20 protein-coding genes are annotated in these 23100 nt (G+C 72.2%); 2 read left to right on the top strand and 18 right to left on the bottom strand.

Annotation, left to right across the window (positions count from 1 at the left end):
- Positions 1-13: 13 nt before the first annotated feature.
- From ACZ5TL_RS14600 to rpe, 8 genes are all read right to left on the bottom strand, one after another.
- Positions 14-802, bottom strand: a complete 789-nt coding sequence (locus ACZ5TL_RS14600) for a carbon-nitrogen hydrolase family protein (protein ID WP_468589949.1) — start codon at positions 800-802, stop codon at positions 14-16.
- 342 nt (positions 803-1144) lie between these two features.
- Positions 1145-2341: an MFS transporter gene (locus ACZ5TL_RS14595; RefSeq protein WP_468589947.1), complete on the bottom strand. Its 1197-nt coding sequence runs from the start codon at positions 2339-2341 to the stop codon at positions 1145-1147.
- Positions 2342-2567: 226 nt separating this feature from the next.
- Entirely contained in the window at positions 2568-3020 is a 453-nt protein-coding gene (locus ACZ5TL_RS14590; RefSeq protein WP_468589945.1) for an Lrp/AsnC family transcriptional regulator, read from the bottom strand.
- Positions 3021-3030: 10 nt separating this feature from the next.
- Positions 3031-4500, bottom strand: coding sequence for an amino acid permease (locus tag ACZ5TL_RS14585; RefSeq protein ID WP_468589943.1), 1470 nt, complete (start codon positions 4498-4500; stop codon positions 3031-3033).
- Between the two features lie 298 nt (positions 4501-4798).
- On the bottom strand, positions 4799-6241 hold the full coding sequence (locus ACZ5TL_RS14580; RefSeq protein WP_468589942.1) for a GuaB1 family IMP dehydrogenase-related protein: 1443 nt from the start codon (positions 6239-6241) through the stop codon (positions 4799-4801).
- 109 nt (positions 6242-6350) lie between these two features.
- Complete coding sequence (locus ACZ5TL_RS14575; RefSeq protein ID WP_468589941.1) at positions 6351-6722, bottom strand: barstar family protein; 372 nt, start codon at positions 6720-6722, stop codon at positions 6351-6353.
- A 3-nt stretch (positions 6723-6725) separates the two neighbouring features.
- Complete coding sequence (locus tag ACZ5TL_RS14570) at positions 6726-7769, bottom strand: sugar-binding transcriptional regulator (RefSeq protein WP_468589940.1); 1044 nt, start codon at positions 7767-7769, stop codon at positions 6726-6728.
- A gap of 78 nt (positions 7770-7847) precedes the next feature.
- Entirely contained in the window at positions 7848-8534 is a 687-nt protein-coding gene (rpe, locus tag ACZ5TL_RS14565) for a ribulose-phosphate 3-epimerase (RefSeq protein WP_468589939.1), read from the bottom strand.
- Between the two features lie 164 nt (positions 8535-8698).
- On the opposite strand from rpe, the gene ACZ5TL_RS14560 reads away from it, so the two are divergent.
- Entirely contained in the window at positions 8699-10840 is a 2142-nt protein-coding gene (locus ACZ5TL_RS14560) for an MMPL family transporter (protein ID WP_468589937.1), read from the top strand.
- Here ACZ5TL_RS14560 and ACZ5TL_RS14555 read toward each other — a convergent pair.
- Positions 10821-12248 carry an RsmB/NOP family class I SAM-dependent RNA methyltransferase gene (locus ACZ5TL_RS14555; protein WP_468589936.1) on the bottom strand — a complete coding sequence of 476 codons (1428 nt, stop codon included), beginning with the start codon at positions 12246-12248 and terminating at the stop codon, positions 10821-10823. The genes ACZ5TL_RS14560 and ACZ5TL_RS14555 overlap by 20 nt on opposite strands.
- 97 nt (positions 12249-12345) lie before the next feature.
- Positions 12346-13278 (bottom strand): methionyl-tRNA formyltransferase, encoded by a 933-nt coding sequence (gene fmt / locus ACZ5TL_RS14550; RefSeq protein WP_468589935.1) that lies wholly within the window; start codon positions 13276-13278, stop codon positions 12346-12348.
- 314 nt (positions 13279-13592) lie between these two features.
- On the opposite strand from fmt, the gene ACZ5TL_RS14545 reads away from it, so the two are divergent.
- Positions 13593-14138, top strand: a complete 546-nt coding sequence (locus tag ACZ5TL_RS14545) for a hypothetical protein (RefSeq protein ID WP_468589934.1) — start codon at positions 13593-13595, stop codon at positions 14136-14138.
- A 120-nt stretch (positions 14139-14258) separates the two neighbouring features.
- Here the strand turns inward: ACZ5TL_RS14545 and ACZ5TL_RS14540 are convergent, their stop codons facing one another.
- The 8 genes from ACZ5TL_RS14540 to ACZ5TL_RS14505 form a co-directional block, all read right to left on the bottom strand.
- A complete protein-coding gene (locus tag ACZ5TL_RS14540) occupies positions 14259-16430 on the bottom strand; it encodes a primosomal protein N' (RefSeq protein WP_468589932.1) in 2172 nt (723 codons plus the stop codon).
- A gap of 246 nt (positions 16431-16676) precedes the next feature.
- Positions 16677-17885 (bottom strand): methionine adenosyltransferase, encoded by a 1209-nt coding sequence (gene metK, locus ACZ5TL_RS14535; protein WP_468589931.1) that lies wholly within the window; start codon positions 17883-17885, stop codon positions 16677-16679.
- A 238-nt stretch (positions 17886-18123) separates the two neighbouring features.
- Positions 18124-19326, bottom strand: a complete 1203-nt coding sequence (coaBC, locus tag ACZ5TL_RS14530) for a bifunctional phosphopantothenoylcysteine decarboxylase/phosphopantothenate--cysteine ligase CoaBC (RefSeq protein WP_468589929.1) — start codon at positions 19324-19326, stop codon at positions 18124-18126.
- Between the two features lie 108 nt (positions 19327-19434).
- Entirely contained in the window at positions 19435-19707 is a 273-nt protein-coding gene (rpoZ, locus tag ACZ5TL_RS14525; RefSeq protein ID WP_067025681.1) for a DNA-directed RNA polymerase subunit omega, read from the bottom strand.
- Between the two features lie 68 nt (positions 19708-19775).
- A complete protein-coding gene (gene gmk, locus ACZ5TL_RS14520; protein ID WP_468589928.1) occupies positions 19776-20369 on the bottom strand; it encodes a guanylate kinase in 594 nt (197 codons plus the stop codon).
- A 58-nt stretch (positions 20370-20427) separates the two neighbouring features.
- The gene (locus ACZ5TL_RS14515; RefSeq protein ID WP_003977346.1) at positions 20428-20751 is read right to left on the bottom strand and encodes an integration host factor; all 324 of its coding nucleotides are present in this window, start codon (positions 20749-20751) and stop codon (positions 20428-20430) included.
- Positions 20752-21096: 345 nt separating this feature from the next.
- Entirely contained in the window at positions 21097-21942 is an 846-nt protein-coding gene (gene pyrF, locus ACZ5TL_RS14510) for an orotidine-5'-phosphate decarboxylase (protein ID WP_468589926.1), read from the bottom strand.
- Complete coding sequence (locus tag ACZ5TL_RS14505) at positions 21939-23045, bottom strand: quinone-dependent dihydroorotate dehydrogenase (RefSeq protein WP_468589925.1); 1107 nt, start codon at positions 23043-23045, stop codon at positions 21939-21941. Before ACZ5TL_RS14505 ends, pyrF begins: the two co-directional genes overlap by 4 nt.
- Positions 23046-23100 lie beyond the last annotated feature (55 nt).

Below are 23100 nucleotides of genomic sequence, written 5' to 3'. Positions count from 1 at the left end.
GATGCCGGGGGTGTCAGACGAGCGGCCCGTACAGGCCCGGGCGCCGGTCCCGCAGATACGGGTTGGCCTCGCGCGACGCTGCGAGGAAGGCCGGGTCGATGTCGGCGAGGACGAGTTCCTCGACGCGGCCGGCCCGGGTACGGGCGACCCCGTCGGGCCCGGCGAGCGTGGACAGTCCCACGAACTCGAACTCGCCCTCCTGGCCGACCCGGTTGACGTACGCGACGTACATCTGGTTCTCGAAGGCCCGCACCGGGATCACCGACTCGGCGACGAACTGGAAGGGGTGCATCTGGGCGGTCGGGACGACCAGCAGGTCGGTTCCGGCGAGGGCGTGGGCGCGGACGTTCTCCGGGAACTCCACGTCGTAGCAGATCAGGATGCCGACGCGGAGTCCGTCGAGCTCCGCCTGGACGACCGGCTGGTCCCCCGGCGTGAAGTGGTCGCGTTCGAAGCAGCCGAAGAGGTGGGTCTTGCGGTAGCTCGCGAGACGGGTGCCGTCGGCGGAGATCAGCTGGGCGGAGTTGAACACGGCGTCGCCGTCCCGCTCGGGGTAGCCGTAGGCGATCGCCAGGCCGTGGCGCGTCGCGATCCCGGCGATCGCGTCCGCGCAGTCGCCGTCGGCGGGCTCGGCGAGCCGGCCGATGTCGTCGCCGATCGCGTAGCCGGTCAGGAACATCTCCGGCGTGACGAGGAGCCCGGCACCCGCGGCGGCGGCCCGGCCCGCGGCCTCGTCGAGGACCTTGAGGTTCTCGACGGTGGAGCCGGGTCGGCCGGAGCTCTGGAGCAGGGCGGTGCGCATGCGTGTTCCTCACCGGGCGGAAGGGGGGTGGAGGGGCCATGTAGACGGTACGGGCGGCTGACCAGGGCGGACAAGGAGGAGCCGTTGCGCGTCGTTGAATGGTTCGTTGCGCGCTTCGGGGGGCCGACGGCGATTCGTTGCGCGACTTCGGGTGTGGGCTCCGCTCCTCCTCGGAGCCCGGGCCAGTTCCGGCCTCCCCCGTCGCTCGGCGGAGACGGGGCCCCGTCCCGGGCAGCCCCGCTGAGACGAAGGAACTGCCCAAGTGCCCCGCTGAGACAAAGGAACTGCCCACGTGCGTGAGTCCCGCCCTCTTCGAGAAGGTCGCGAAGGGGACGGGCGACGTCACGGTCGCGCCCTGGCAGCCCGAGCTCTGAACAGCGCCACTGCCGTGACGAGGTAGGGCACCGCGAGCACCGTGAAGACGGTGCTGTGCGCCCTGTCCGTGCCGAGCAGCGCGTACACGCCGAACGTGACGACCGTCGCCAGCTCGGTGCCCAGGCTCGCCACGGAGGTGAGCGTGGCCCGGCGGGACTCGTCGATACGGTGCTGCAGGCGGGCGTCGGCCAGCACCTCCGCCAGCTGGAACCCGGCGAAGGCGAGGCTCACGAGAGCGATGCCGGCCAGTGAGCGGGCCGCGGCACCCGCTGCCAGGGCGAGTGCGGCGCCCGCGAGCAGCGCGGCGATACCGGCCGGGCCCAGGCGTTCGGCCGGTCCGGCCAGGAGGCTGCCGACGGTGACACCCGCCCAGATCAGCATGATCAGGTAGGGCACCGTCGCTTCGGCGACGCCGATGTCCCGGATCAGCAGCGGCGTGTACTCGTCGAGCGCGCCCCACACCGCGGCGACGGCCGGGATCAGCAGCAGGGCGCCGCGCACGGAACGGTCCCCGCGGACCTCGGCGAGCCCGGTCCGCAGGGTCGTCGCCCAGCTGTCGTCGGCGTCGCCCCTCCGCGTCCGGTGCTCGGGGAACCGGGTCGCGGTGACGGCGGTCAGGACACAGGCCAGGAAGCTCGCGGCACCGACCGCAGCGTAGCCGCCCTGGGCGAAGACGGGTCCCGCGAGGCCGATGGAGGCCACGGTGCCCACCAGCCGCGCGGCCCGTGCCCGCCCCATGACCCGCGCGTACCGGCCGGCGGCGCCGAGCCGGTCCAGCTCGTCGTAGACCAGCGCCTCCAGGGCACCGGAGCCGAGCGCCCCGCCCGCGCCCCACAGAACGAAGCCGGCCGCGAAGGCCCCGTAGGACGGGACGACCACCCACAGCGCGAAGCCGGCGGCGGTGAGCAGCGGGCCGATCCACAGCAGCCTGCGGCGCGACATGGCGTCGGCCCAGGCACCGGAGGGCACTTCCACCACCACCGAGGTGACGGACCAGAGGGCGAACAGGGAGGAGATCTGCCAGAGCGACAGGCCGGTGTCGGCGAACAGCAGTGCGTACACCGGGTAGAGCAGGACGAAGTCGTCGAGGAACGAGTAGCCGTACAGCGTGGTCGTCAGCCACCGGACACCGGTGGCGGGCACGCGTGCAGGTGAGAGTGTCATGAGGCCTTCCCGCAGGGACGGATCGGATGCCGGGTGTACGGCGTCCGAGGCGGCCCTCGGGAGGCGCGGCTGGTGGATCAATGTCGCCAGGTCATGACACCGATGCTAGGCGCTGACCGGCGGATCGTCCCGCGGATTATGTGGGCGACCCCGTTGTGTGCGCGGCCCCGTCATGCGGGCGATCCCGCTTGGTTGCGTGGACGGCCCCGCTACGTGGACGACCCCGCTACGTGGGCGATCCCGACGAGAAGCGCCGCAGCAGCGGCGACAGGACGAGCACGGACTTGGTCCGCTCGACGAACGGCTCCCCGGCGATCCGCTCCAGGACCCGTTCGAAGTGCCGCATGTCCGAGGCGAAGACCTGGGCGATCGCGTCCGCGTCTCCGGTGACGGTGGACGCGGACACGACCTCCTGGTAGCGCTCCAGGCCCCGCTGGATGGTCTCCGGGGAGGTGTTGCCCCGGCAGTAGATCTCGACGAACCCCTCGGTCTCCCAGCCGAGCGCCCCCGGGTCCACCCGTACGGTGAAGCCGGTGATGGCTCCGGTGGCGCGCAGCCGGTCCACGCGGCGTTTCACGGCGGGCGCGGACAGGCCGACGATCTGGCCGATGTCGGCGTAGGAGCGGCGAGCGTCCTCGGCGAGGGCGTGCACGATGCGTTCGTCGAGATCGTTCAGCACAGTGGGTCGGTCACTTCTCGGATGGTGCGAGTCGGGAACGGCGATGGCCGTACACGAAGTAGAACACGAGCCCGGCGGCCATCCAGACACCGAAGACCACCCAGGTGACGGCCGACAGGCTGCCCATCATCCAGAGGCAGAAGGCGAGGCCCAGCGCGGGCAGGACCGGGGAGAGCGGCACGCGGAAGGTACGGGGCATGTCCGGGCGGGTCCGGCGCAACACCACGACGGCCACGTTGACCAGGGCGAAGGCGAACAGGGTGCCGATGCTGGTGGCGTCGGCGAGCTGCCCGAGCGGGATCGCGGCGGCGAGGACACCGCAGAACAGGGACACGATCAGGGTGTTGGCGCGGGGCGCGCCGGTCTTCGGGTGGACCCTGGCGAACACCTTGGGCACCAGCCCGTCGCGGGACATGGCGAACAGGATGCGGGTCTGTCCGTACAGCACGGTCAGGACGACGCTCGCGATGGCGATGACGGCGCAGAACGCCAGCAGCGTGCCCCAGAAGGTCTGCCCGGTGACCTCGCTCATGATCTGGGCGAGGGCGGCCTCGGAGTCGGTGAAGTTCTTCCACGGCTTGGCGCCGACGGCGACGGCCGCGACGAGCACGTACAGCGCGGTGACGATGACGAGCGACAGCATGATCGCCCGGGGCAGGTCGCGCTGGGCGTTCCTGGCCTCCTCGCCGGCGGTGGATGCGGCGTCGAAGCCGATGTAGGAGAAGAACAGCGTGGCACCGGCGGCGCTGACGCCGGCCATGCCGAGCGGCATGAAGTTCTCGTAGTTGCCGGAGCGGAAGCCCTGGACGCCGATGGCGCAGAACATCACCAGCGCGCCGATCTTCACGACGACCATGACGGTGTTGGCGCGGGCGGACTCGCGGGCACCGCCCAGCAGGAACGCCATCGCGAGCAGGACGACGATCAGCGCGGGCAGGTTGAACACGCCGCCGTCGCCGGGCGGGGCGGACAGCGCGGCCGGGATGGTGACGCCGATGGTGCCGTCGAGCAGTTCGTTGAGGTACTCGCCCCAGCCGACCGCGACGGCGGCGACCGACACGCCGTATTCCAGGACCAGACACCAGCCGCAGACCCAGGCGATCAGCTCGCCCATCGTTGCGTACGCATACGAGTACGAGGAGCCGGCGACGGGGATGGTGCCCGCGAGTTCGGCGTAGGAGAGCGCCGAGAACAGGGCGGTCAGGCCGGCGATGACGAAGGAGAGCGTGACGGCCGGGCCCGCCTTGGGGACGGCCTCACCGAGGACCACGAAGATGCCGGTGCCGAGGGTGGCCCCGATGCTGATCATGGTGAGCTGCCACAGCCCGAGGGTGCGCCGCAGCGCCCCTCCCTCGCCCTGGCCACCCTCCGCGACCAGGCGTTCCACGGGCTTGCGACGCATGAGGCGCGCACCGAGGCCCGGGGAGGCGGATGCGGCCTGCTGGCCTGGGTTCTGCGTGGGTGCGCCTTGGTCGAGCACTTGTGCTGGCTCCTTATCGCTGCCGGTCAGGGGCGACAGGGACCAGGGGCGCCCTTGAGCAGGGACCACCGAGCGGGGTCCCTGCCACGCCACGTACGAGGCGACAGCCTATGAGCAGCGGCATTGCCCGTGTAATGCAGCAACCTTGCGCATGACCGCAAGATCATTGCGTTCACGGGGGTGTACCGGAGGTTCGTTGCACCGCCGCTTTCGACCGTTGCGGCGGGCACGCCGACGGCCCCCGTATCGCCCTGCCGGGCAGGTCGAACGGGGGCCGCACGAGGGGGCGTTGGGCGCGTCAGCTCCAGCTGGCGTGCAGCGGCTTGCCCTCGGCGTATCCGGCGGCGCTCTGGATGCCGACGATGGCCTTCTCGGCGAACTCCTGTAGGGAGCCGGCACCGGCGTAGGTGCAGGAGGAGCGGACGCCCGCGATGATCGAGTCGATCAGGTCCTCGACGCCGGGGCGGGCCGGGTCGAGGAACATGCGGGAGGTGGAGATGCCCTCCTCGAACAGCGCCTTGCGGGCTCGGTCGTACGCAGACTCCTCCGAGGTGCGGTTGCGCACGGCACGGGCGGAGGCCATGCCGAAGGATTCCTTGTACGCGCGTCCCTGGGCGTCGTGCTGGAGGTCGCCCGGGGATTCGTAGGTGCCCGCGAACCAGGAGCCGACCATCACGTTGGACGCACCGGCCGCGAGGGCCATGGCCACGTCGCGCGGGTGACGGATGCCGCCGTCGGCCCACACGTGCTTGCCGTGCTTCCTCGCCTCGGCGGCGCACTCCAGAACGGCGGAGAACTGCGGCCGGCCGACGCCGGTCATCATGCGGGTGGTGCACATGGCGCCGGGGCCGACACCGACCTTGACGATGTCCGCGCCCGCCTCGATGAGGTCGCGCACGCCCGCAGCGGCCACCACGTTGCCCGCGACGATCGGCACCCGCGGGTCGAGGTCGCGCACCAGCTTCAGGGCGCTGATCATCGACTCCTGGTGGCCGTGCGCGGTGTCAATGACGAGCGCGTCGACACCCGCGTCCAGCAGCTGCTGGGCCTTGCCCGCCACGTCGCCGTTGATGCCGACGGCGGCGGCGATGCGCAGCCGGCCCCGCGCGTCGGTGGCCGGCGTGTAGAGCGTGGCGCGCAGGGCGCCCTTGCGGGTCAGGATGCCGGCGAGCGTGCCGTCCTCGTTGACCGCCGGGGCGTAGCGGCGGTTGGCGTGGTCGAGCGTGCTGAAGGCCTCGCCCGGGTCCACGTCCGCGTCGATGAGCAGCAGGTCCCGGGACATGACCTCGGCGAGCTGCGTGAAGCGGTCGACGCCGGACAGGTCGGTGTCGGTGACCACGCCGACGGGCTTGCGGTCCTCGTCGACGACGACACCGGCGTTGTGGGCCCGCTTGGGCAGCAGGGCCAGCGCGTCCGCGCACGTCTGGTGCGGGGACAGGATGATCGGGGTGTCCAGGACCAGATGGCGGCTCTTCACCCAGGAGACGACGTCGGTGACCACGTCGATCGGGATGTCCTGCGGTATCACCACGAGGCCGCCGCGGCGGGCCACGGTCTCGGCCATGCGGCGCCCGGCGATGGCGGTCATGTTGGCGACGACGAGCGGGATGGTGGTGCCCGTGCCGTCCGGGGAGCTGAGGTCGACGCCCTGCCGCGAGCCCACCGCGGAGCGGCTCGGCACCATGAAGACGTCGTCGTACGTCAGGTCGTACCCGGGCTGGATGTCATTGAGGAAACGCACGTGCCGCACATCCCAGTCGATCAGAGGTGACCCCCCGACCGGCCGGCCAGGGGGAAAAGAGCACGTACTTCATTCTCCCATGACACCGGCACGGACGACCCCCAGCGGATCATCCAGGCTGGTCAGGACCCCGTTCGGAGGATGCTCCAAGGCCGAGGGTGACGAAGAGTCCCGGGCCCCGGTCCGTAGCCTCGGCGAAGATCTCCTCCGCGACCTGCCACTCCTCGGGCCGCGTCCCCGCGTAGGCCCGCCAGCCCCGGACGACGACCAGCAGCCCCCGCTCCTCAGCCCCGTCGGGCCACAGGGCGGGGTCGCACAGGCAGTCGGCGAGGGCGTCCCAGTTGCGGCCGAACCACTCGGGCAGGGCGAGGTCACGGGCGCAGCGGTCCATGAGGCCCGCCTGGTCCGTGACCCCGTCGAGGTCCAGGACGACCACGATCCGGCCCGCCGGGTCGTGCACGCCGTGCGCCTGGCCGGCCACGCGTCAGACTCCGTCCGGGTCGGACCGGTTGAGCGCGGACTTGGGCGCCGGGCCCGCCGTCATCAGGTAGTCCGCGGCGGATGTGTCCGTCACCAGGCTGGTGACGAGCCCGGAGCGCAGCACCGCGTCGATCGCGGGCCCCTTGCGCTGCCCGCCCGCGATCGCCACGACCTCGGGGATCCGGCGGAGCTGGTCGGCCTTCACGGTGATGCACCGCTCGCCCAGGTCCCGGCCGACCCGGCGGCCCTCGGCGTCGAAGAGGTGGGCGGACATCTCGGCGGCGACGCCGAGGGAGGCGTAGTGGGAGCGCTCCTCGTCGCTGAGCATGTCGTGCACCGTGGAGATGCCCGGCTCCCAGGAGCCGATGGAGACGCAGGCGACGGTGACCTTGTCGAAGTGCTCGAAGGCCCGGGCGATGCCCGTCTGGTTGCGCAGCGCCGTGGCCGTGGCCGCGTCGGGGAGCAGCATCGGCGCGTAGATGGGGTGGGCGTCGCCGCCGGACACCTGGGCGGCGCGGCGGACGGCCTCGACCGACCCGCGCTCGGCGGTCCCGGCGTCGTAGACGCCCGTCAGCTGCACCACCGTGCAGGGGGGCAGCCGGTCGAGCGCCGCCGCCATGTGGATGGTGGAGCGGCCCCAGGCCAGGCCCAGCACATCCCCCTCGTTGACCAGTTCGCCGAGCAGGTCGGCGGCCACCTCTCCCAGGTTCTCGGGGTCGGGCGTCTCCTCGGCCTCGGCCGGGGATTCGACCACGACGGCGTGCCTGAGGCCGTAGCGGGCGCGCAACGCGTCCGAGCGATCGGCGTCCAGCTCCGCAGGCACACGGATCTCGATGCGTACGAGATCCCGTTCGAGGGCGGTCTCCAGGACCCGGGCCACCTTGAAGCGGCTGACGCCGAACTCCTCCGCGATCTGGATCTTGGACTTGCCCTCGAGGTAGAAGCGGCGGGCCATGGCCGCCGCCTGGACCAGCTCAGCGGGTCCCATCCGCATGGCTGACCGGCCCGCCGACATACCCGACACGGCGTTCTCCTCACTGCTGTTCACACTCTGGATTCGCCGTTCATCCTTGCAGATCCGGCGCGGATGATCAGCCCTGATGAGAGCCGTTCACTTTGCTGTGACTCAGTGGTCGCAGGCCCAGGAGGCCTTCGCCGTGGTCGCCTCAGCCTGGGTGCGTAGTGCACGTACCGCCTCTGCCGGGTCGTTCGCCCCGTAGACCGCTGATCCGGCCACGAAGACGTCGGCTCCGGCGTCGGCGCACCGCTCGATGGTGGAAGCGGAAACTCCGCCGTCGACCTGGAGCCAGAGCTCCAGTCCGTGCTTGCTGATCAACTCGCGGGTGCGGCGAATCTTGGGAAGCATGATGTCGAGGAAGGCCTGTCCCCCGAAGCCCGGTTCGACCGTCATGATCAGCAGCATGTCGAGCTCGGGGAGCAGGTCCTCGTACGGCTCGACGGGGGTCGCGGGCTTCAGCGCCATGGAGGCGCGGGCGCCCTTGGCCCGGATCTCGCGGGCGAGCCGGACCGGGGCGGCGGCGGCCTCGATGTGGAAGGTGACGGAACCGGCCCCCGCCTCCACGTACTGGGGCGCCCACCGATCGGGGGCCTCGATCATCAGATGGCAGTCCAGCGGGGTGTCCGTCGCACGGGCCAGCGACTCCACGACCGGCACACCGAGCGTGAGGTTCGGGACGAAGTGGTTGTCCATGACGTCGACGTGGAGCCAGTCGGCTCCCTCCACGGCCTTCGCCTCGTCCGCGAGGCGGGCGAAATCGGCGGACAGGATGCTGGGGTTGATCTGCGCGGCCATGCCCTAAGACTGCCATGCCTTCCCGGGCTTGTGGGCATCGGTCCCGGGCGAGGACGGTCGCACGGCGGCCGCGGGTCGTGTGCGGCTGCCCGCGCCGACGCGACGGAGCCTCATCGGTCACCGACCCGCGCCCCTCGCGGGGCGCTGCCGCGAAAGGGGTCGCCATGAAGCAGGGCGTCGCTCACCTGGTATGCGGGCGGCGGGCCAAGTGGCTGGTGCTGGCGCTGTGGGTGGTCGTGCTGGTCGTCGCCGCGCCGTTCGCCATGAAGCTGACCGACGCGCAGGACAACGACGCGGCGTCGTGGCTGCCCGGGTCCGCGGAGTCGACGCAGGTGCTGGAGGCGTCCGAGGACTTCCGGCCCGAGCAGATCCCGGCGGTGGTGATCTACGCCAGGGACAGCGGTCTGACGGCACGGGACCGGGCCGTGATCGCCGAGGACGTGCGGCAGCTGAAGGAACTGCGTGACCACGGCATCCGGGGCGCCGAGACGCGGGGTCCGGTGTTCGACCGGCAGGCCGATCCGCGCGCCGCGCAGGTGTTCGTGCCGATCAGGATGGACGAGAAGGGCTGGGAGCGGATCTCACCCGCCGTGGACTCCATCCGGGCCGACGTCGGTGAGGGCGGCGGCGGGCTCGCCGTGCACATCACGGGCCCGGGCGGCACCTCGGCGGACTTCGCGGAGGGCTTCGAGGGCATCGACTCGACCCTGCTGTTCGCGGCGATGGCCGTCGTCATCGTCATGCTGCTCATCACCTACCGCAGCCCGACCCTGTTGCTGGTCCCCCTGGCCTCGGTGGTCTGCGCGCTGTTGGCCTCCCAGGCGCTGATCTACCTGCTGGCCGAGCACGGGGGCCTGACGGTCAACGGCCAGAGCGCCGGCATCCTCACGGTGCTGGTCTTCGGCGCGGGGACGGACTACGCCCTGCTGCTGGTCGCCCGCTACCGGGAGGAGCTGCGCCGTCACGAGGACCGGCACGAGGCGATGGCCCTGGCACTGCACCGCGCCGGGCCGGCGGTTCTCGCCTCCGGCGCGACGGTCGTGCTGAGCATGCTGGTCCTGCTGGCCGCCGAGATGAACTCGACCAGTGGTCTGGGCCCGGTCGCCGCGATCGGTGTCGCCGTCGCCCTGCTGGCGATGATGAGCCTGTTCCCGGCGCTGCTGGTGATCTTCGGCCGGTGGATCTTCTGGCCGGTGATCCCGCACCACGGCACGCCCGACCCGACCGAGCGCGGCATCTGGGCCCGCGCGGGCCGCCGTATCGCCCGCCGCCCGCGGATGACCTGGGGCGTCACGGCGATCGCGCTGGCGGTCTGTTCGCTGGGCCTGTTCCAGCTGCGCGCGGAGGGCATCAGCAACGCGGACGCGTTCACCGGGAAGCCGGACTCGATCACCGGCCAGGAGGTGTCAGCGCGCTACTTCCCGGCGGGCAGCGGCGATCCCCTGGTCATCATCAGCAACCAGGCACAGGCCGAGCAGGTGGGCCGCGCCGTCGCCGCGACGCCGGGCGTGATCCCCCAGTCCCTCGGCCTGCCACCCGGCGCGAAACCGGCCTTCGAGGGCAGGGTCCTCTTCGAGGCCACCATGACCGCCCCGTCGGACAGCGAGGCGGCCAAGCAGACGGTGGAGCGGGTCCGGGACGCGGTGCACGCGGTGCCGGGCGCCGACGCCCAGGTGGGCGGCGGTGCGGCGGCCCTGCTGGACATGGACAGGGCGACCACGCACGACAACATGCTGATCATTCCGCTGGTGCTGGTGGTGGTCCTGATGATCCTCTGCGTGCTGCTGCGCGCCCTGATCGCCCCGCTGCTGCTGATCGGCACGGTGATCCTGTCGTTCGCGGCGGCACTCGGCCTCAGCGCGCTCGCGTTCCGGCACGTCTTCGACTACGCGAGCGAGACGACCGACTTCCCGCTGTTCGTCTTCGTGTTCCTGGTCGCCCTGGGCATCGACTACAACATCTTCCTGACCACCCGCATCCGCGAGGAGGCGACCCACCAGGGCACCAGAGCGGGCGTGGTCACCGGCCTGGCCGCCACCGGCACCGTCATCACCTCCGCCGGCCTGGTCCTGGCCGGCACGTTCGCCGCCCTCGGCACCCTGCCGATGGTCGCCTTCGCCGAGATCGGCTTCGCGGTCGCCCTCGGCGTCCTCATCGACACGTTCATAGTGCGCTCGGTCCTGGTGACATCACTGTTCCTGGACATCGGGCCGAAGGTGTGGTGGCCGCACCGGCTGGCGCGGGAGGACGGCGGTGTGTCGGCCCGGGAGAGCGTCGGAGCGGGGGTCAGCCGGTCCGGCGAATGAGCGCCAGATACATGGCGTCGGTCCCGTGCAGATGCGGCCACAGCTGCACGTCGGGCCCGTCGCCGAGGTCGGGTACGCCGGGCAGCAGCGGACGGGCGTCGATGAGATCGGTCTCCGGGTGCTGCTTGAGGACGTCGGCGACGACGGCCCGGGTCTCGGCGAGGTGCGGCGAGCAGGTCGCGTAGCCCACCACACCGCCGACCCGCACCGACTCCAGAGCCGCACGCAGCAGTCCGCGCTGCAACGGCGCGAACCCCTCCAGATCCTCCGGGCGACGCCGCCAGCGTGCCTCGGGGCGGCGGCGCAGGGCACCGAGGCCGGTGCAGGGCACATCGACCAGCACCCGGTCGAAGCTGCCGGGCCGCCACGCCGGACGGGTGCCGTCCGCGGCGATCACCTGGTACGGCCCGGGGTTTCCGTCCAGGGCCCTGGCCACGAGCCCGGCCCGGTGGGTCTGCTTCTCGGAGGCGACGAGCAGGGCCCCCCGCTCGGCGGCCAGGGCCGCGAGCAGCGCGGCCTTGCCGCCCGGACCGGCGCACCCGTCCAGCCACCGCCGGTCGGCCCCCTCCACCGGCGCGTTGGCCAGCGCGATCGCGACGAGCTGGCTGCCCTCGTCCTGCACACCCGCGCGCCCGTCGCGCACGGCCGCGATGGCGCCCGGCTCACCGCCCTCGGTCAGCCGCACGGCGTACGGCGACCAGCGCCCCGGCACGGCGGCGTCCTCCCCGAGCAGTTCCCCGGCGCCGGCCCGCCCGGGCCGCGCCACCAGGGTCACCTCGGGCCGCTCGTTGTCGGCGCGCAGCAGCTCCTCGATGCCGGAGCGTCCGCCGCCCAGGGAGTCCCACAGTGCGGACACGACCCAGCGCGGGTGCGAGTGCACGACGGCGAGATGGTCCTCGGGATCATCGTCGTAGGGCGGTGCGACCCGCTCCAGCCAGCCGTCCAGGTCGTGCTGCGCGACCTTCCGCAGCACGGCGTTGACGAACTTGGCCCGTCCGTCGCCCAGCACGACCCGCGCGAGTTCGACGGTGGCGGACACCGCCGCGTGCGTCGGGATCCGCGTCCCGAGCAGCTGGTGCGCACCGAGGCTGAGCACGTCCAGCACCGGCGGGTCGACCTCCCTCAGCGGCCGGTCGACGCAGGCCGAGAGGATCGCGTCGTACGTTCCCTGCCGCCGCAGCGTCCCGTACACCAGCTCGGTGGCGAGCGCCGCGTCCCGGGCGTCGAACTCTTCGGGTCCCCGCGTCTCCCGCGCCTTGCGCAGCAGGGGCGGCAGGACGAGGTTGGCGTAGGCGTCCCGCTCGTCCACGGCCCTCAGCGCCTCGAAGGCGAGGACGCGGACGGGGTCCTTCTTGGGCCGGCGGTAGGGCTTGCCGGACGGGCGGGGCCGACGGGGCTGTTCGCTCACGAAAAAGGTGCTCCGGGTGTGAGAAGAGATGCGCCGTCCAGCCTACGCCGCCGGGTGCGGGGGAAGACCGGCAGTGGGGCGTCGAGGGCGGGCGGTGTCAGCCCCCGAGGTGCTCCCCCTCGGCGATCCGCACCCCGCGGGCCCAGTCCGCCGCCCGCATCGGCTTCTTGCCCTGGGCCTGCACCCACAGCAGCTCGATGCCGTACGAGCCGGTGCCGGCGTACACGTTGTTCTTGCCGGCGGCGATCTGCCCCGGGGCGAGGTCCGTCCGGTCGGGCGCGGGGCTGACCTGGATGAGCTTGAGCCGCTCGCCGCGGAACGTGGTCCAGGCGCCGGGCGCCGGGGTGCAGCCCCGCACCACCCGGTCGACGCGCAGCGCGGGCGCGCTCCAGTCGAGACGGGCGTCCTCGACGTTGACCTTGGGGGCCAGGCTGACGCCGTCGGCCGGCTGCGGTACTGCCTTCAGCGTGCCGTCCTCGATCCCGTCCATGGTCGCCGCGAGCAGCCCCGCGCCGGCGAACGCGAGGCGCGTCAGCAGGTCCCCGCTGGTGTCGATGGCCCGGATCTCCTCGGTCACCGTCCCGTACACCGGTCCGGAGTCGAGCCCCTCCTCGATCAGGAACGTGGACGCCCCGGTGATCTCGTCGCCGGCCATGATGGCGTGCTGCACGGGCGCGGCACCACGCCAGGCGGGCAGCAGGGAGAAGTGCAGATTGACCCAGCCGTGCGCGGGGACGTCGAGGGCGACCCGGGGCAGCAGAGCGCCGTAGGCGACGACGGGGCAGCAGTCCGGCGCGATCTCCCGCAGCCGCTCCAGGAACTCGGGGTCCTTCGGCTTCGCGGGCTTCAGCACCTCGATCCCGGCCTCCTCCGCCCGCTCGGCGACGGGCGACGCGACGAGCCTGCGCCCCCGCCCGGCCGGCGCGTCGGGCCGCGTGACGACAGCGGCCACCTCGTGCCGCCCGGAGGCGAGAAGAGCGTCCAGAGCGGGAACGGCGACCTCGGGTGTACCGGCGAAGACGAGCTTCATGGGGTGACGGGGGCCTCTCGGGCGGGGGCGGTGACGGGCAACGCCCAAGTCTATGAGCAGCGAAGGAGAAGCCGCCGACGGCGCCCGCCCCCGCGGGAGGGCTCAGCTTCTCGACAGGTGTCACGGGCGGTGCGCGGGAGGGAGACGACCCCGAAGGCCGAGGCGCACGCCCCGCGCAAACAGGCGCACGCACATGCCCCCGCGCCCCCACACCGTGACCCGCGGAGCGAATCCGCGTTGGTCAAGACAGAGTTGACCACAACGGGCCGCGAGCGCGGCCCATTCCTTTCAACGCCGGTTCGAGAGGCTTGTTCATGGCCGACCACGCAACCCACGACGCCCAGGCTCGGGCCAGCCTGCACTTGCTGGTGCGGGACATCGAGCGGGTCCGCCGGCAGGTGGACGCACTGCGCACCCTCACCGCCCAACTGGGCAACGTCTACCGCCCGCGGCGCTCCGGCCCCTCCACGGGGTTCGTCGTCTACGGGCGCGCCCCCGCCCCGACGGTACGTCTCGCCCAGGAGCTGCGGGACAGCGTCGAGACCCTGGTGACGGCGGCCGTGGACTTCGACCGCTCACTCGGCTTCTCGTGGGACGCCGTGGGCTCCGCACTGGGAGTCACCAAGCAGGCGGTCCACCGCCGTTACGGAGCCCGCCGGGCCACGGCCCAGCCGGCCGTGGCCGAGCCCGAGCGCACGCCGGAGCCGTCGGGCAGCCGCACGGTCGGTGTGAACACCGGCTTCCCCCCGGTCCCGACGGTCCCCGCGGCCCGCTCCATGCCCACGCAGCCCACGGCAGGCAGCCCCGCACTCCGCGACGAGGCGAGGCCGACGGCCTTCCCGGGCCCGCGCAACGGCTGACACCCCCTCTGCCCTGCCCTCCCGGAACGCGTTCCGGGAGGGCAGCCGCGCCTCCGGATCAGGCCCACGGGTCATCAGCGACGCCGGCTCACGACGACCACGGGTGCCGACGGCGCACGCTCACCCGATATCCGCCGGATCGATCCGCACCCAGACCCCGCTCCCACTGCCGCCTCCTGTCCCGGACCCGCTCCCCCGGGCCATCCGCGCGGCCTGGGCGGCCTTGAGCGCGGCGGCCAGGGCGGCCCCCTTCCCCGGCGGCACACGCAGCAACGCCCGCTCCCACCGCTCCCCGGGCGGCGGCGCCCCCGCCCGACGCGGTCGCCCCGCCGCGGGAACCGGCAACGGCACCGGCCCCAGCACCTCGGCCTCCGGCGGCAGTTCGGCCGTACGGAGGAAGTCGGCCACCGTCTCCCCCGGCCCCGACACGGCCGCCATCCGCGACACCGGCGGAAAACCCAGCTCGGCCCGCTCGGCCAGTTCCCGCACCGCGTGACCGACGGGGTCCCACCGCACGAGCGCCTGCACGGGCCGCAGCGTCGGTTCGGCCACGACCACCACCGTGCCTCCGGCCGAGTGCGGCCGGACCAGGGAGGCGGCCGCGATCCAGCGCCGCAGCGCGTCCTCCCCGGCCCGCAGATCGGGCCGCCCGAGCATCGCCCACCCGTCCAGCAGCAACGCCGCCGCGTACCCGCCCTCGGCGACCGGCTCGGCCCCCGGGGTGCTCACGACCAGCGCGGGCGCCCCCGGCACCGTGTCGAGCACGTGCTCGCGCCCCGAGGTCCGCACGGGCACCGCGGGGAAGGCGCGCCCGAGTTCCTCGGCGGTTCGCCGCGCCCCGACGACCGAGGCGCGCAGCCGGAAGGAACCGCACTCCGGACAGTGCCAGTTGCTCTCCTCGCGTCCGCACCACCCACAGCACAGAGCGCCGCCGTCCCGGGTCTCCATCGGCCCGGAGCAGTGCCGGCACCGCGCGGGCGCCCGGCAGGCGGCGCACGCCATGCGCGGCACGTACCCCCGCCGGGGCACCTGCACCAGCACCGGGCCCTGCCGCAGGCCCTCCCTGACGGCCTGCCAGGCCAGGGTCGGCAGCCGGGCGGCCCGGGCGGCCTCGTCCCGGGCGAGATCACCGTCCCCGACGGTCCGTACGAGCGGAGCGGCTTCCCGCACCTGCTCGCGCCCGGCGAGGAGCGGCCGCGCCCAGCCGCTCTCGACGAGCTGCGCGGCCTCCACCGTGCAGGCCCAGCTGCCCAGCAGGAAGCCGCACTTGTCCTGGGCGGCGCGCAGCAGGAGCACCTCGCGTGCGTGGGGCTGCGGGGCGTGCTGCTCGCTGTGGCTGTCGTCGCCGTCGTCCCAGAGGGCGACGAGGCCGAGGTTCCGGACCGGCGCGAACATCGCGGCCCTGGTGCCGATCACGGCCCGGACGGAGCCCCGCCGCACCGCGAGCCACTGCGCGTACCGCTTCTCGGGGCCGGCGTCGGCGGTGAGGACCGCGTGCCGTCCCTCCTCCAGCAGGGAGGTCAGCGCGGCGTCGACCCGGGCGACCGCCCGTCCGTCGGGCAGCACGGCGAGCGCCCCGCGCCCGGAGGCCAGTGTCGCCACGACGGCCCGGGCCAGTTCCTCGCTCCACTGCGGCCCGGGCAGCGCGTTCCACACGGCCCGGGGCGCGCCGCCGGAGGCCAGCGACTCCACGTAGGCCGCTCCCCGCTCGTACCGCTGCCAGGAGCCTGCCTCGGGCGCCCGGGGCGGTGGCATGGGCTCGGGGGACGGGCGCTGCTCGGCCCGTGCGTTGCGCGGGGGTACGGCGAGCTGCAGGACGTCGGCGAGGCTGCCCGCGTACCGGTCGGCGACCGCCCGGGCCAGCCCCAGCAGGTCCTCGCTCAGCACCGGCTCGGGCGAGACGACCTGGGCGAGGGCGGCCAGCGGCCCTGAGTAGTCCGACTCGGGCAGCCGCTCGACGAGGAAGCCGTCGATCAGCCCGCCGCCCTCGCGGCGTCCCTCCCGCACCCGGTGCCGCCCCGCCCCGAACCGCACCCGGACCCGGACGCCGGGCTGCGCCTGCTCGTCCAGCTCCTCGGGCACGGCGTAGTCGAAGTACCGGTCGAGGTGGAGCACGCCCTTGTCGACGAGGACGCGCGCGACGGGCAGCTCCTTGGCGAGCGCCGCCCCCCGCCACGTCCGCGGCTTGGCCCGGGGTGTCCTGGCCTTCCGCACACTCTCCCGGATGAGCGCGAGCTGCTCGGGCGGCGCACTCTCCGCCCCGCCACCCGCCGATTCGTTCTCGCTGCTCACGCTTGCATTCTTACCAAAGACCACTGACATCCGACGGCGCACAAGTGCCCCACCGGCGACGCACACACTCGCCCCGGCACGCTCGGCTCCATCGGGCACCGACGGCCGCCACCGCGCGCCACCGGGGCACCACCGTGCGCCGACGCGAGCGATGTGCGAGCCCGCGCGGCACGACGAGGCCCGGCCCCCGAAGGAAGGGTGCCGGGCCTCGTGCGGTTGCCGGGGGCCGCGGCCCCGCGGTGGGGCCTAGATCCCCGCCGCCTTCCGCAGCGCGTCCACGCGGTCCGTGCGCTCCCACGTGAAGTCGGGGAGCTCGCGGCCGAAGTGACCGTACGCGGCGGTCTGGGAGTAGATCGGGCGGAGCAGGTCGAGGTCGCGGATGATCGCGGCCGGACGGAGGTCGAAGACCTCGTCGATCGCCTTCTCGATCCGGTCGGTGTCGACCTTGGCGGTGCCGAAGGTCTCGACGAACAGGCCGACCGGCTCGGCCTTGCCGATCGCGTACGCCACCTGCACCTCGCAGCGGGTGGCGAGGCCCGCGGCGACCACGTTCTTGGCGACCCAGCGCATCGCGTACGCCGCGGAGCGATCGACCTTGGACGGGTCCTTGCCGGAGAAGGCACCGCCGCCGTGGCGGGCCATGCCGCCGTAGGTGTCGATGATGATCTTGCGGCCGGTCAGACCGGCGTCACCCATCGGGCCGCCGATCTCGAAACGGCCGGTGGGGTTGACCAGGAGGCGGTAGTTCTCCGTGTCGAGCTTGATGCCCTCGTCGAGCAGTGCCTTCAGCTCCGGCTCGACGACGAACTCCTTGATGTCGGGAGCCAGCAGCGAGTCCAGGTCGATGTCGGAGGCGTGCTGGGAGGAGACGACGACGGTGTCGAGGCGGACCGCCTTGTCTCCGTCGTACTCGATGGTGACCTGCGTCTTGCCGTCCGGGCGCAGGTAGGGGATGGTGCCGTTCTTGCGCACGTCGGACAGGCGCTTCGACAGGCGGTGGGCCAGGAAGATCGGCAGCGGCATCAGCGTCGGCGTCTCGTCCGTCGCGTAGCCGAACATCAGGCCCTGGTCGCCCGCGCCCTGCTTGTCGAGCTCGTCGTCGTCGCCCTCGACACGGGTCTCGTACGCCGTGTCCACACCCTGGGCGATGTCCGGGGACTGCGCGCCGATCGACACCGACACACCGCAGGAGGCGCCGTCGAAGCCCTTCTTCGAGGAGTCGTAGCCGATGTCGAGAATCTTGTTCCGGACCAGCGTCGCGATGTCCGCGTACGTCTTGGTCGTGACCTCGCCGGCCACGTGCACCAGGCCGGTCGTGATCAGGGTCTCGACGGCGACCCGGGAGGACGGGTCTTCGCGCAGCAGCGCGTCGAGAATGGTGTCGCTGATCTGGTCAGCGATCTTGTCGGGGTGACCCTCGGTCACGGACTCCGAGGTGAACAGGCGACGGGACACAACGCTCCCTGGGGTTGCAGCGGCTGCTGGCTGATCATTGGCGGACGGCGGGGGCTGCACCCGGCGCCGTCCGTGGAACAGTTTATCGGTCACGCTTCGACCACGGGCCCCCTGTCTCGCCACTCGGGAGTGCTGTGACCTGCGGCACAGGCATTCTGCCCAATGCCGAGCGGCGTTGGCCAGAGGCGCCACGCCACGATCGACCGGGTTTCAAGGGGGTGGCACGGCGGCGGAGACATCAGTTCAGCCGTTCGGCCACCAGGTCCCACACCGTGTCGGCCAGGGCTTCCTTCGGGCCATGGGCCACGGCCGTCTCACTGCCGTCGGCGCCGAGCACGACGGCCTCATTCTCCTCGGCACCGAAGGTCTTGCGCTCCCCCACCTCGTTCACGACCAGCAGATCGCAGCCCTTGCGCTTCAGTTTGGCGCGGCCGTTGGCGAGGACGTCGTCCGTCTCCGCGGCGAAGCCGACGACCACCTGCCCGGCGCGGGCCCGGCCGGCGGAGATCTCCGCGAGGATGTCCGGATTTCGTACCAGGGTGATGGGCTCGGGCTCCTTGTCATCCTTCTTCTTGATCTTCCCGGTGGCGTAGGCCACCGGGCGGAAGTCCGCGACCGCCGCCGCCATCACCACGGCGTCGGCGTCGGCGGCGGCCTTCAGCACCTCCTCGCGCAGCTGCACGGCCGTGCCGACCGGCACCACGTCCACGCCGGCCGGATCCGGGAGGGCGCTGTTGGCCGTGATCAGAGTGACGCGGGCGCCGCGGGCGGCGGCGGTGCGGGCGAGGGCGTAGCCCTGCTTGCCGGAGGAGCGGTTGCCGAGGAACCGGACGGGGTCCAGGGGTTCCCGGGTGCCGCCCGCGCTGACCACGACGTGCCGGCCCGTGAGGTCCGGCTCTCGCACGCCCCGGGCCAGCACCCGGCGGCAGACCTCGTAGATCTCCGCCGGGTCGGGGAAGCGGCCCTTGCCGGTGTCGACGCCGGTGAGGCGGCCCACGGCCGGTTCGATGACGAGGGCGCCGCGGCGGCGCAGCGTCGCCACGTTCTCCTGGGTGGCCGGGTGCTCCCACATCTCCGTGTGCATGGCGGGGGCGAAGACGACGGGGCAGCGGGCGGTGAGCAGGGTGTTGGTGAGGAGGTCATCGGCGAGACCGTGGGCAGCCCTGGCGAGCATGTCGGCGGTGGCCGGGGCGACGACGACCAGGTCGGCGTGCTGCCCGATGCGGACGTGCGGCACCTCGTGCACGTCGTCCCAGACCTCGGTGGAGACCGGGTTGCCGGAGAGCGCGGACCAGGTCGCGGCGCCGACGAAGTGCAGCGCGGAGGCGGTGGGCACCACGCGCACGTCATGACCCGACTCCGTCAGCCTCCGCAGCAGCTCGCAGGCCTTGTAGGCGGCGATGCCGCCGCTGACCCCCAGCACGACCTTCGGCTTGTCCACTGTCTCTCCCCGGACCTAGGCGACCTGCATGTCCCATCACACACCACAGGCCCGGCAGGAGGCCTGCCGGGCCTGTGGTGCACGTCAGCGTCAAGCTGTGAATCGCGCTTACTGCGCCGGGCCCTCGATGGCCTCGGACGTCAGCAGCCCCGCGTTGATCTCGCGAAGGGAGATCGAGAGCGGCTTCTCGTGGACGTGGGTGTCGACGAGAGGACCGACGTACTCGAGGAGACCCTCGCCGAGCTGCGAGTAGTACGCGTTGATCTGGCGGGCCCGCTTGGCGGCGTAGATCACGAGGCTGTACTTCGAGTCGGTGGCCTCGAGGAGCTCGTCGATCGGCGGGTTGATGATGCCCTCGGGCGCGGAGATGGAAGAGGACACGCTCTACCTTCCGATGGATGGGAAAGAATTTGTCGGGGTGATCAGCCGACCGGAACGATCAGCGATGGTCACACGACGTCCATCAAGGCTAGCAGCTCGCGCGCCACGTCCTCGACGGAGGTGTTGACCAGGGTGGTGTCGAACTCCGGCTCGGCGGCCAGTTCGATCTTCGCCGCCGCCAGCCGGCGCTCGATCACCTCGGGCGGTTCGGTGCCCCGCCCGGTGAGTCTGCGCACCAGTTCCTCCCAGGAGGGAGGAGCCAGGAACACCAGCTGGGCCTCGGGCATCGACTCCCGGACCAGCCGGGCGCCCTGGAGGTCGATCTCGAGGAGCACGGGCTCGCCGTTCTCCAGGCGCTCCTGCACGGCGGCACGCGGCGTGCCGTAGCGGTTGCCGGCGAACTCGGCCCACTCCAGCAGCTCGCCGTTGGCGATCAGCTTGTCCATCTCGTCGTCTGTGACGAAGAAGTAGTGGACTCCGTGCTGCTCGCCGGGGCGGGGCTTGCGGGTCGTCGCCGACACGGAGAGCCAGACCTCGGGGTGTTCCTTGCGCATATGGGCGACGACCGTGCTCTTGCCGACCCCCGAGGGGCCGGAGAGCACGGTCAGCCGCGGACGTACGTCCGGGGGTACGGGGGTCGTCCCCCGGGGTGTTGCAGCCATGCAGCGATTATCCAGCAATCGCGGACTGCCCGGGACGCGCTTCCCCGGACTGCCCGGTTCAGGAGCCGGTGCTGCCGAACTCGCGCTCCAGGGAGGCGATCTGGTTGGAACCGAGACCGCGCACGCGGCGGCTCTCGGAGATACCGAGTCGCTCCATGATCTGCTTGGCGCGGACCTTGCCCACGCCCGGCAGGGACTCAAGGAGGGCGGAGACCTTCATCTTGCCGATGACGTCGTTCTCCTGGCCCTGCTTGATGACCTCGTGAAGGGAGGCGCCGGAGTGCTTGAGTCGATTCTTGACCTCGGCCCGCTCCCGGCGAGCCGCGGCGGCCTTTTCGAGCGCGGCTGCGCGCTGTTCAGGGGTAAGGGGCGGAAGAGCCACGCCTACGTCACCTCGGATGTCGAACTGTCGGATACGGACCGGTGAGGAACCTAGTCGCCCCACACCTGGGGAGCCACGAGCAACACGCTTGCCCGTTCTCCCCCACTTGCTTTGAAGAGCGTGGGTGGTGTCCCCACTCGTCGGAGACTAGCGGGCAAGTCCGCCAGAGTCAGCGAGAACAGCGGAAAAGTCCTGGTCAGCCTTCATCTGAACGGACATTTAGGACATACTGCCCCGGATTTGAGGATGTATTCAGACTCAAGCGGACCCCGGGTCACTCGTCGGAGGACTCAGGAGGGGGTCTGGAGAGGGTCTGGGGGGGCTCAGCAGGGAGTCAGAAGGAGGTCAGGAGGAGGTCACAGCGTGTCGGATGTCCTCCGCGAAGCGCTCCGCGGCGTCACGCAGAGCGGTGGTGCCGGGACCGTGGCGCAGCACTCCCCGGCTGACGTTCGGCACGACGTTGCGCACCGCCGTCCCGAAGACCCGGGGAAGATCGGCCGGCGTCGCCCCCTGGGCACCGATGCCGGGTGCGAGAAGCGGGCCGTTGATGTCGAGGTCGTACGTCGACAGGTCACCGAGGGTGGCGCCGACGACCGCGCCGAAGGACCCCAGGGGCTCCTCCCCCGCGTTCTCGGCGGCCAGGTGCGCGAGCATGGTCGCTCCGACGTTCCGGCCGTCGGAGCGCACGGCGTGCTGGACCTCGCCGCCCTCCGGGTTGGAGGTCAGCGCCAGGACGAACAGTCCCGCGCCGCTCTCCCGGGCCAGCGCGACGGCCGGGCCGAGCGAGCCGTAGCCGAGGTACGGCGAGACGGTCAGGGCGTCGGAGAACAGCGGCGCGTCCTTGTGCAGGAAGGACTCGGCGTACGCGGCCATGGTGGAGCCGATGTCGCCCCGCTTGGCGTCCATCACCACCAGCGCGCCCGCCGCCCTCGCCTCGGCCACCGACGTCTCCAGGACCGCGAGCCCGCGCGAGCCGAAGCGCTCGAAGAACGCGCTCTGCGGCTTGAGCACGGCGACCCGGTCGGCCACCGCCTCGACGACCGTGCGGCTGAACCGCTCCATGCCCGCCACGTCGTCGTTCAGGCCCCACTCGGCGAGCAGGGAGGCGTGCGGGTCGATGCCGACGCACAGCGGGCCGCGCTCGTCCATGGCCCGGCGCAGCCGCGCGCCGAAGGGTTCGAGAGCGCTCATGCCGTCTTCCTCACATCGGCGCCCACCGCGTCGGCGAGCGTGGCGTACGGGCTCGTGGCCAGGCGTGCGGCGAGCCCCTTGTGGAGGTCGCGAGCGTAGAACGGCCCCTCGTAGATGAAGGCGCTGTAGCCCTGGACCAGGGTGGCGCCGGCCAGGATGCGCTGCCAGGCGTCCTCGGCGTTCTCGATGCCGCCGACGCCCACCAGGGTGATCCGTTCGCCCACGCGCGCGTAGAGGCGGCGCAGGACCTCCAGGGAGCGTTCCTTCAGGGGAGCGCCGGACAGGCCGCCGGTCTCCTCGACCAGGGCGGGGGCGGACTTCAGGCCGAGTCCTTCGCGCGCGACGGTGGTGTTCGTGGCGATGATCCCGTCCAGGCCGAGTTCCACGGCGAGGTCGGCGACGGCGTCGACGTCCTCGTCGGCGAGGTCCGGGGCGATCTTGACCAGGAGCGGGACGCGGCGCGCGGACATCGCACGGTCGGCGGCCTCGCGGACGGCGCTCAGGAGCGGACGGAGCGCCTCTGTGGCCTGGAGGTTGCGCAGACCCGGCGTGTTCGGGGAGGAGACGTTGACCACGAGGTAGTCGGCGTACGGCGCCAGCCGCTCGGCGGACTTCACGTAGTCGGCGACGGCCTCCTCCTCGGGGACGACCTTGGTCTTGCCGATGTTGACGCCGACGACCGGCTTGAAGACCGGCGTACGGGAGGCCAGACGGGCGGCGACGCGGAGCGAGCCGTCGTTGTTGAACCCCATGCGGTTGATCAGCGCCCGGTCCTTGACCAGGCGGAACAGCCGCTGCTTGGGGTTACCGGGCTGGGGCTCGCCGGTCACCGTGCCGATCTCGACGTGGTCGAAGCCGAGCATGGCCATGCCGTCGATGCCGACGGCGTTCTTGTCGAAGCCCGCGGCGAGCCCGAAGGGGCCGTGCATGCGCAGCCCGAGGGCCTCGGTGCGCAGCTCCTTGTAGCGGGGCGCGAGCGCGGCCGCGAGGAAGGTGCGCAGCACGGGCACGCGGGCGGCCAGGCGGATCCAGCGGAAGGCCAGGTGATGGGCCTGCTCCGGGTCCAGCCGTTTGAAGACGAGACGGAAGAAGATCTTGTACATGGTGTCCTCACGAAGACATGGCGTCCTCACGAAGAGGGGGACACCGTTGCCGGTG

It is taken from the genome of Streptomyces sp. NPDC033136 (assembly GCF_055578235.1).
This window is presented reverse-complemented; position numbering and strand designations above follow the sequence as displayed.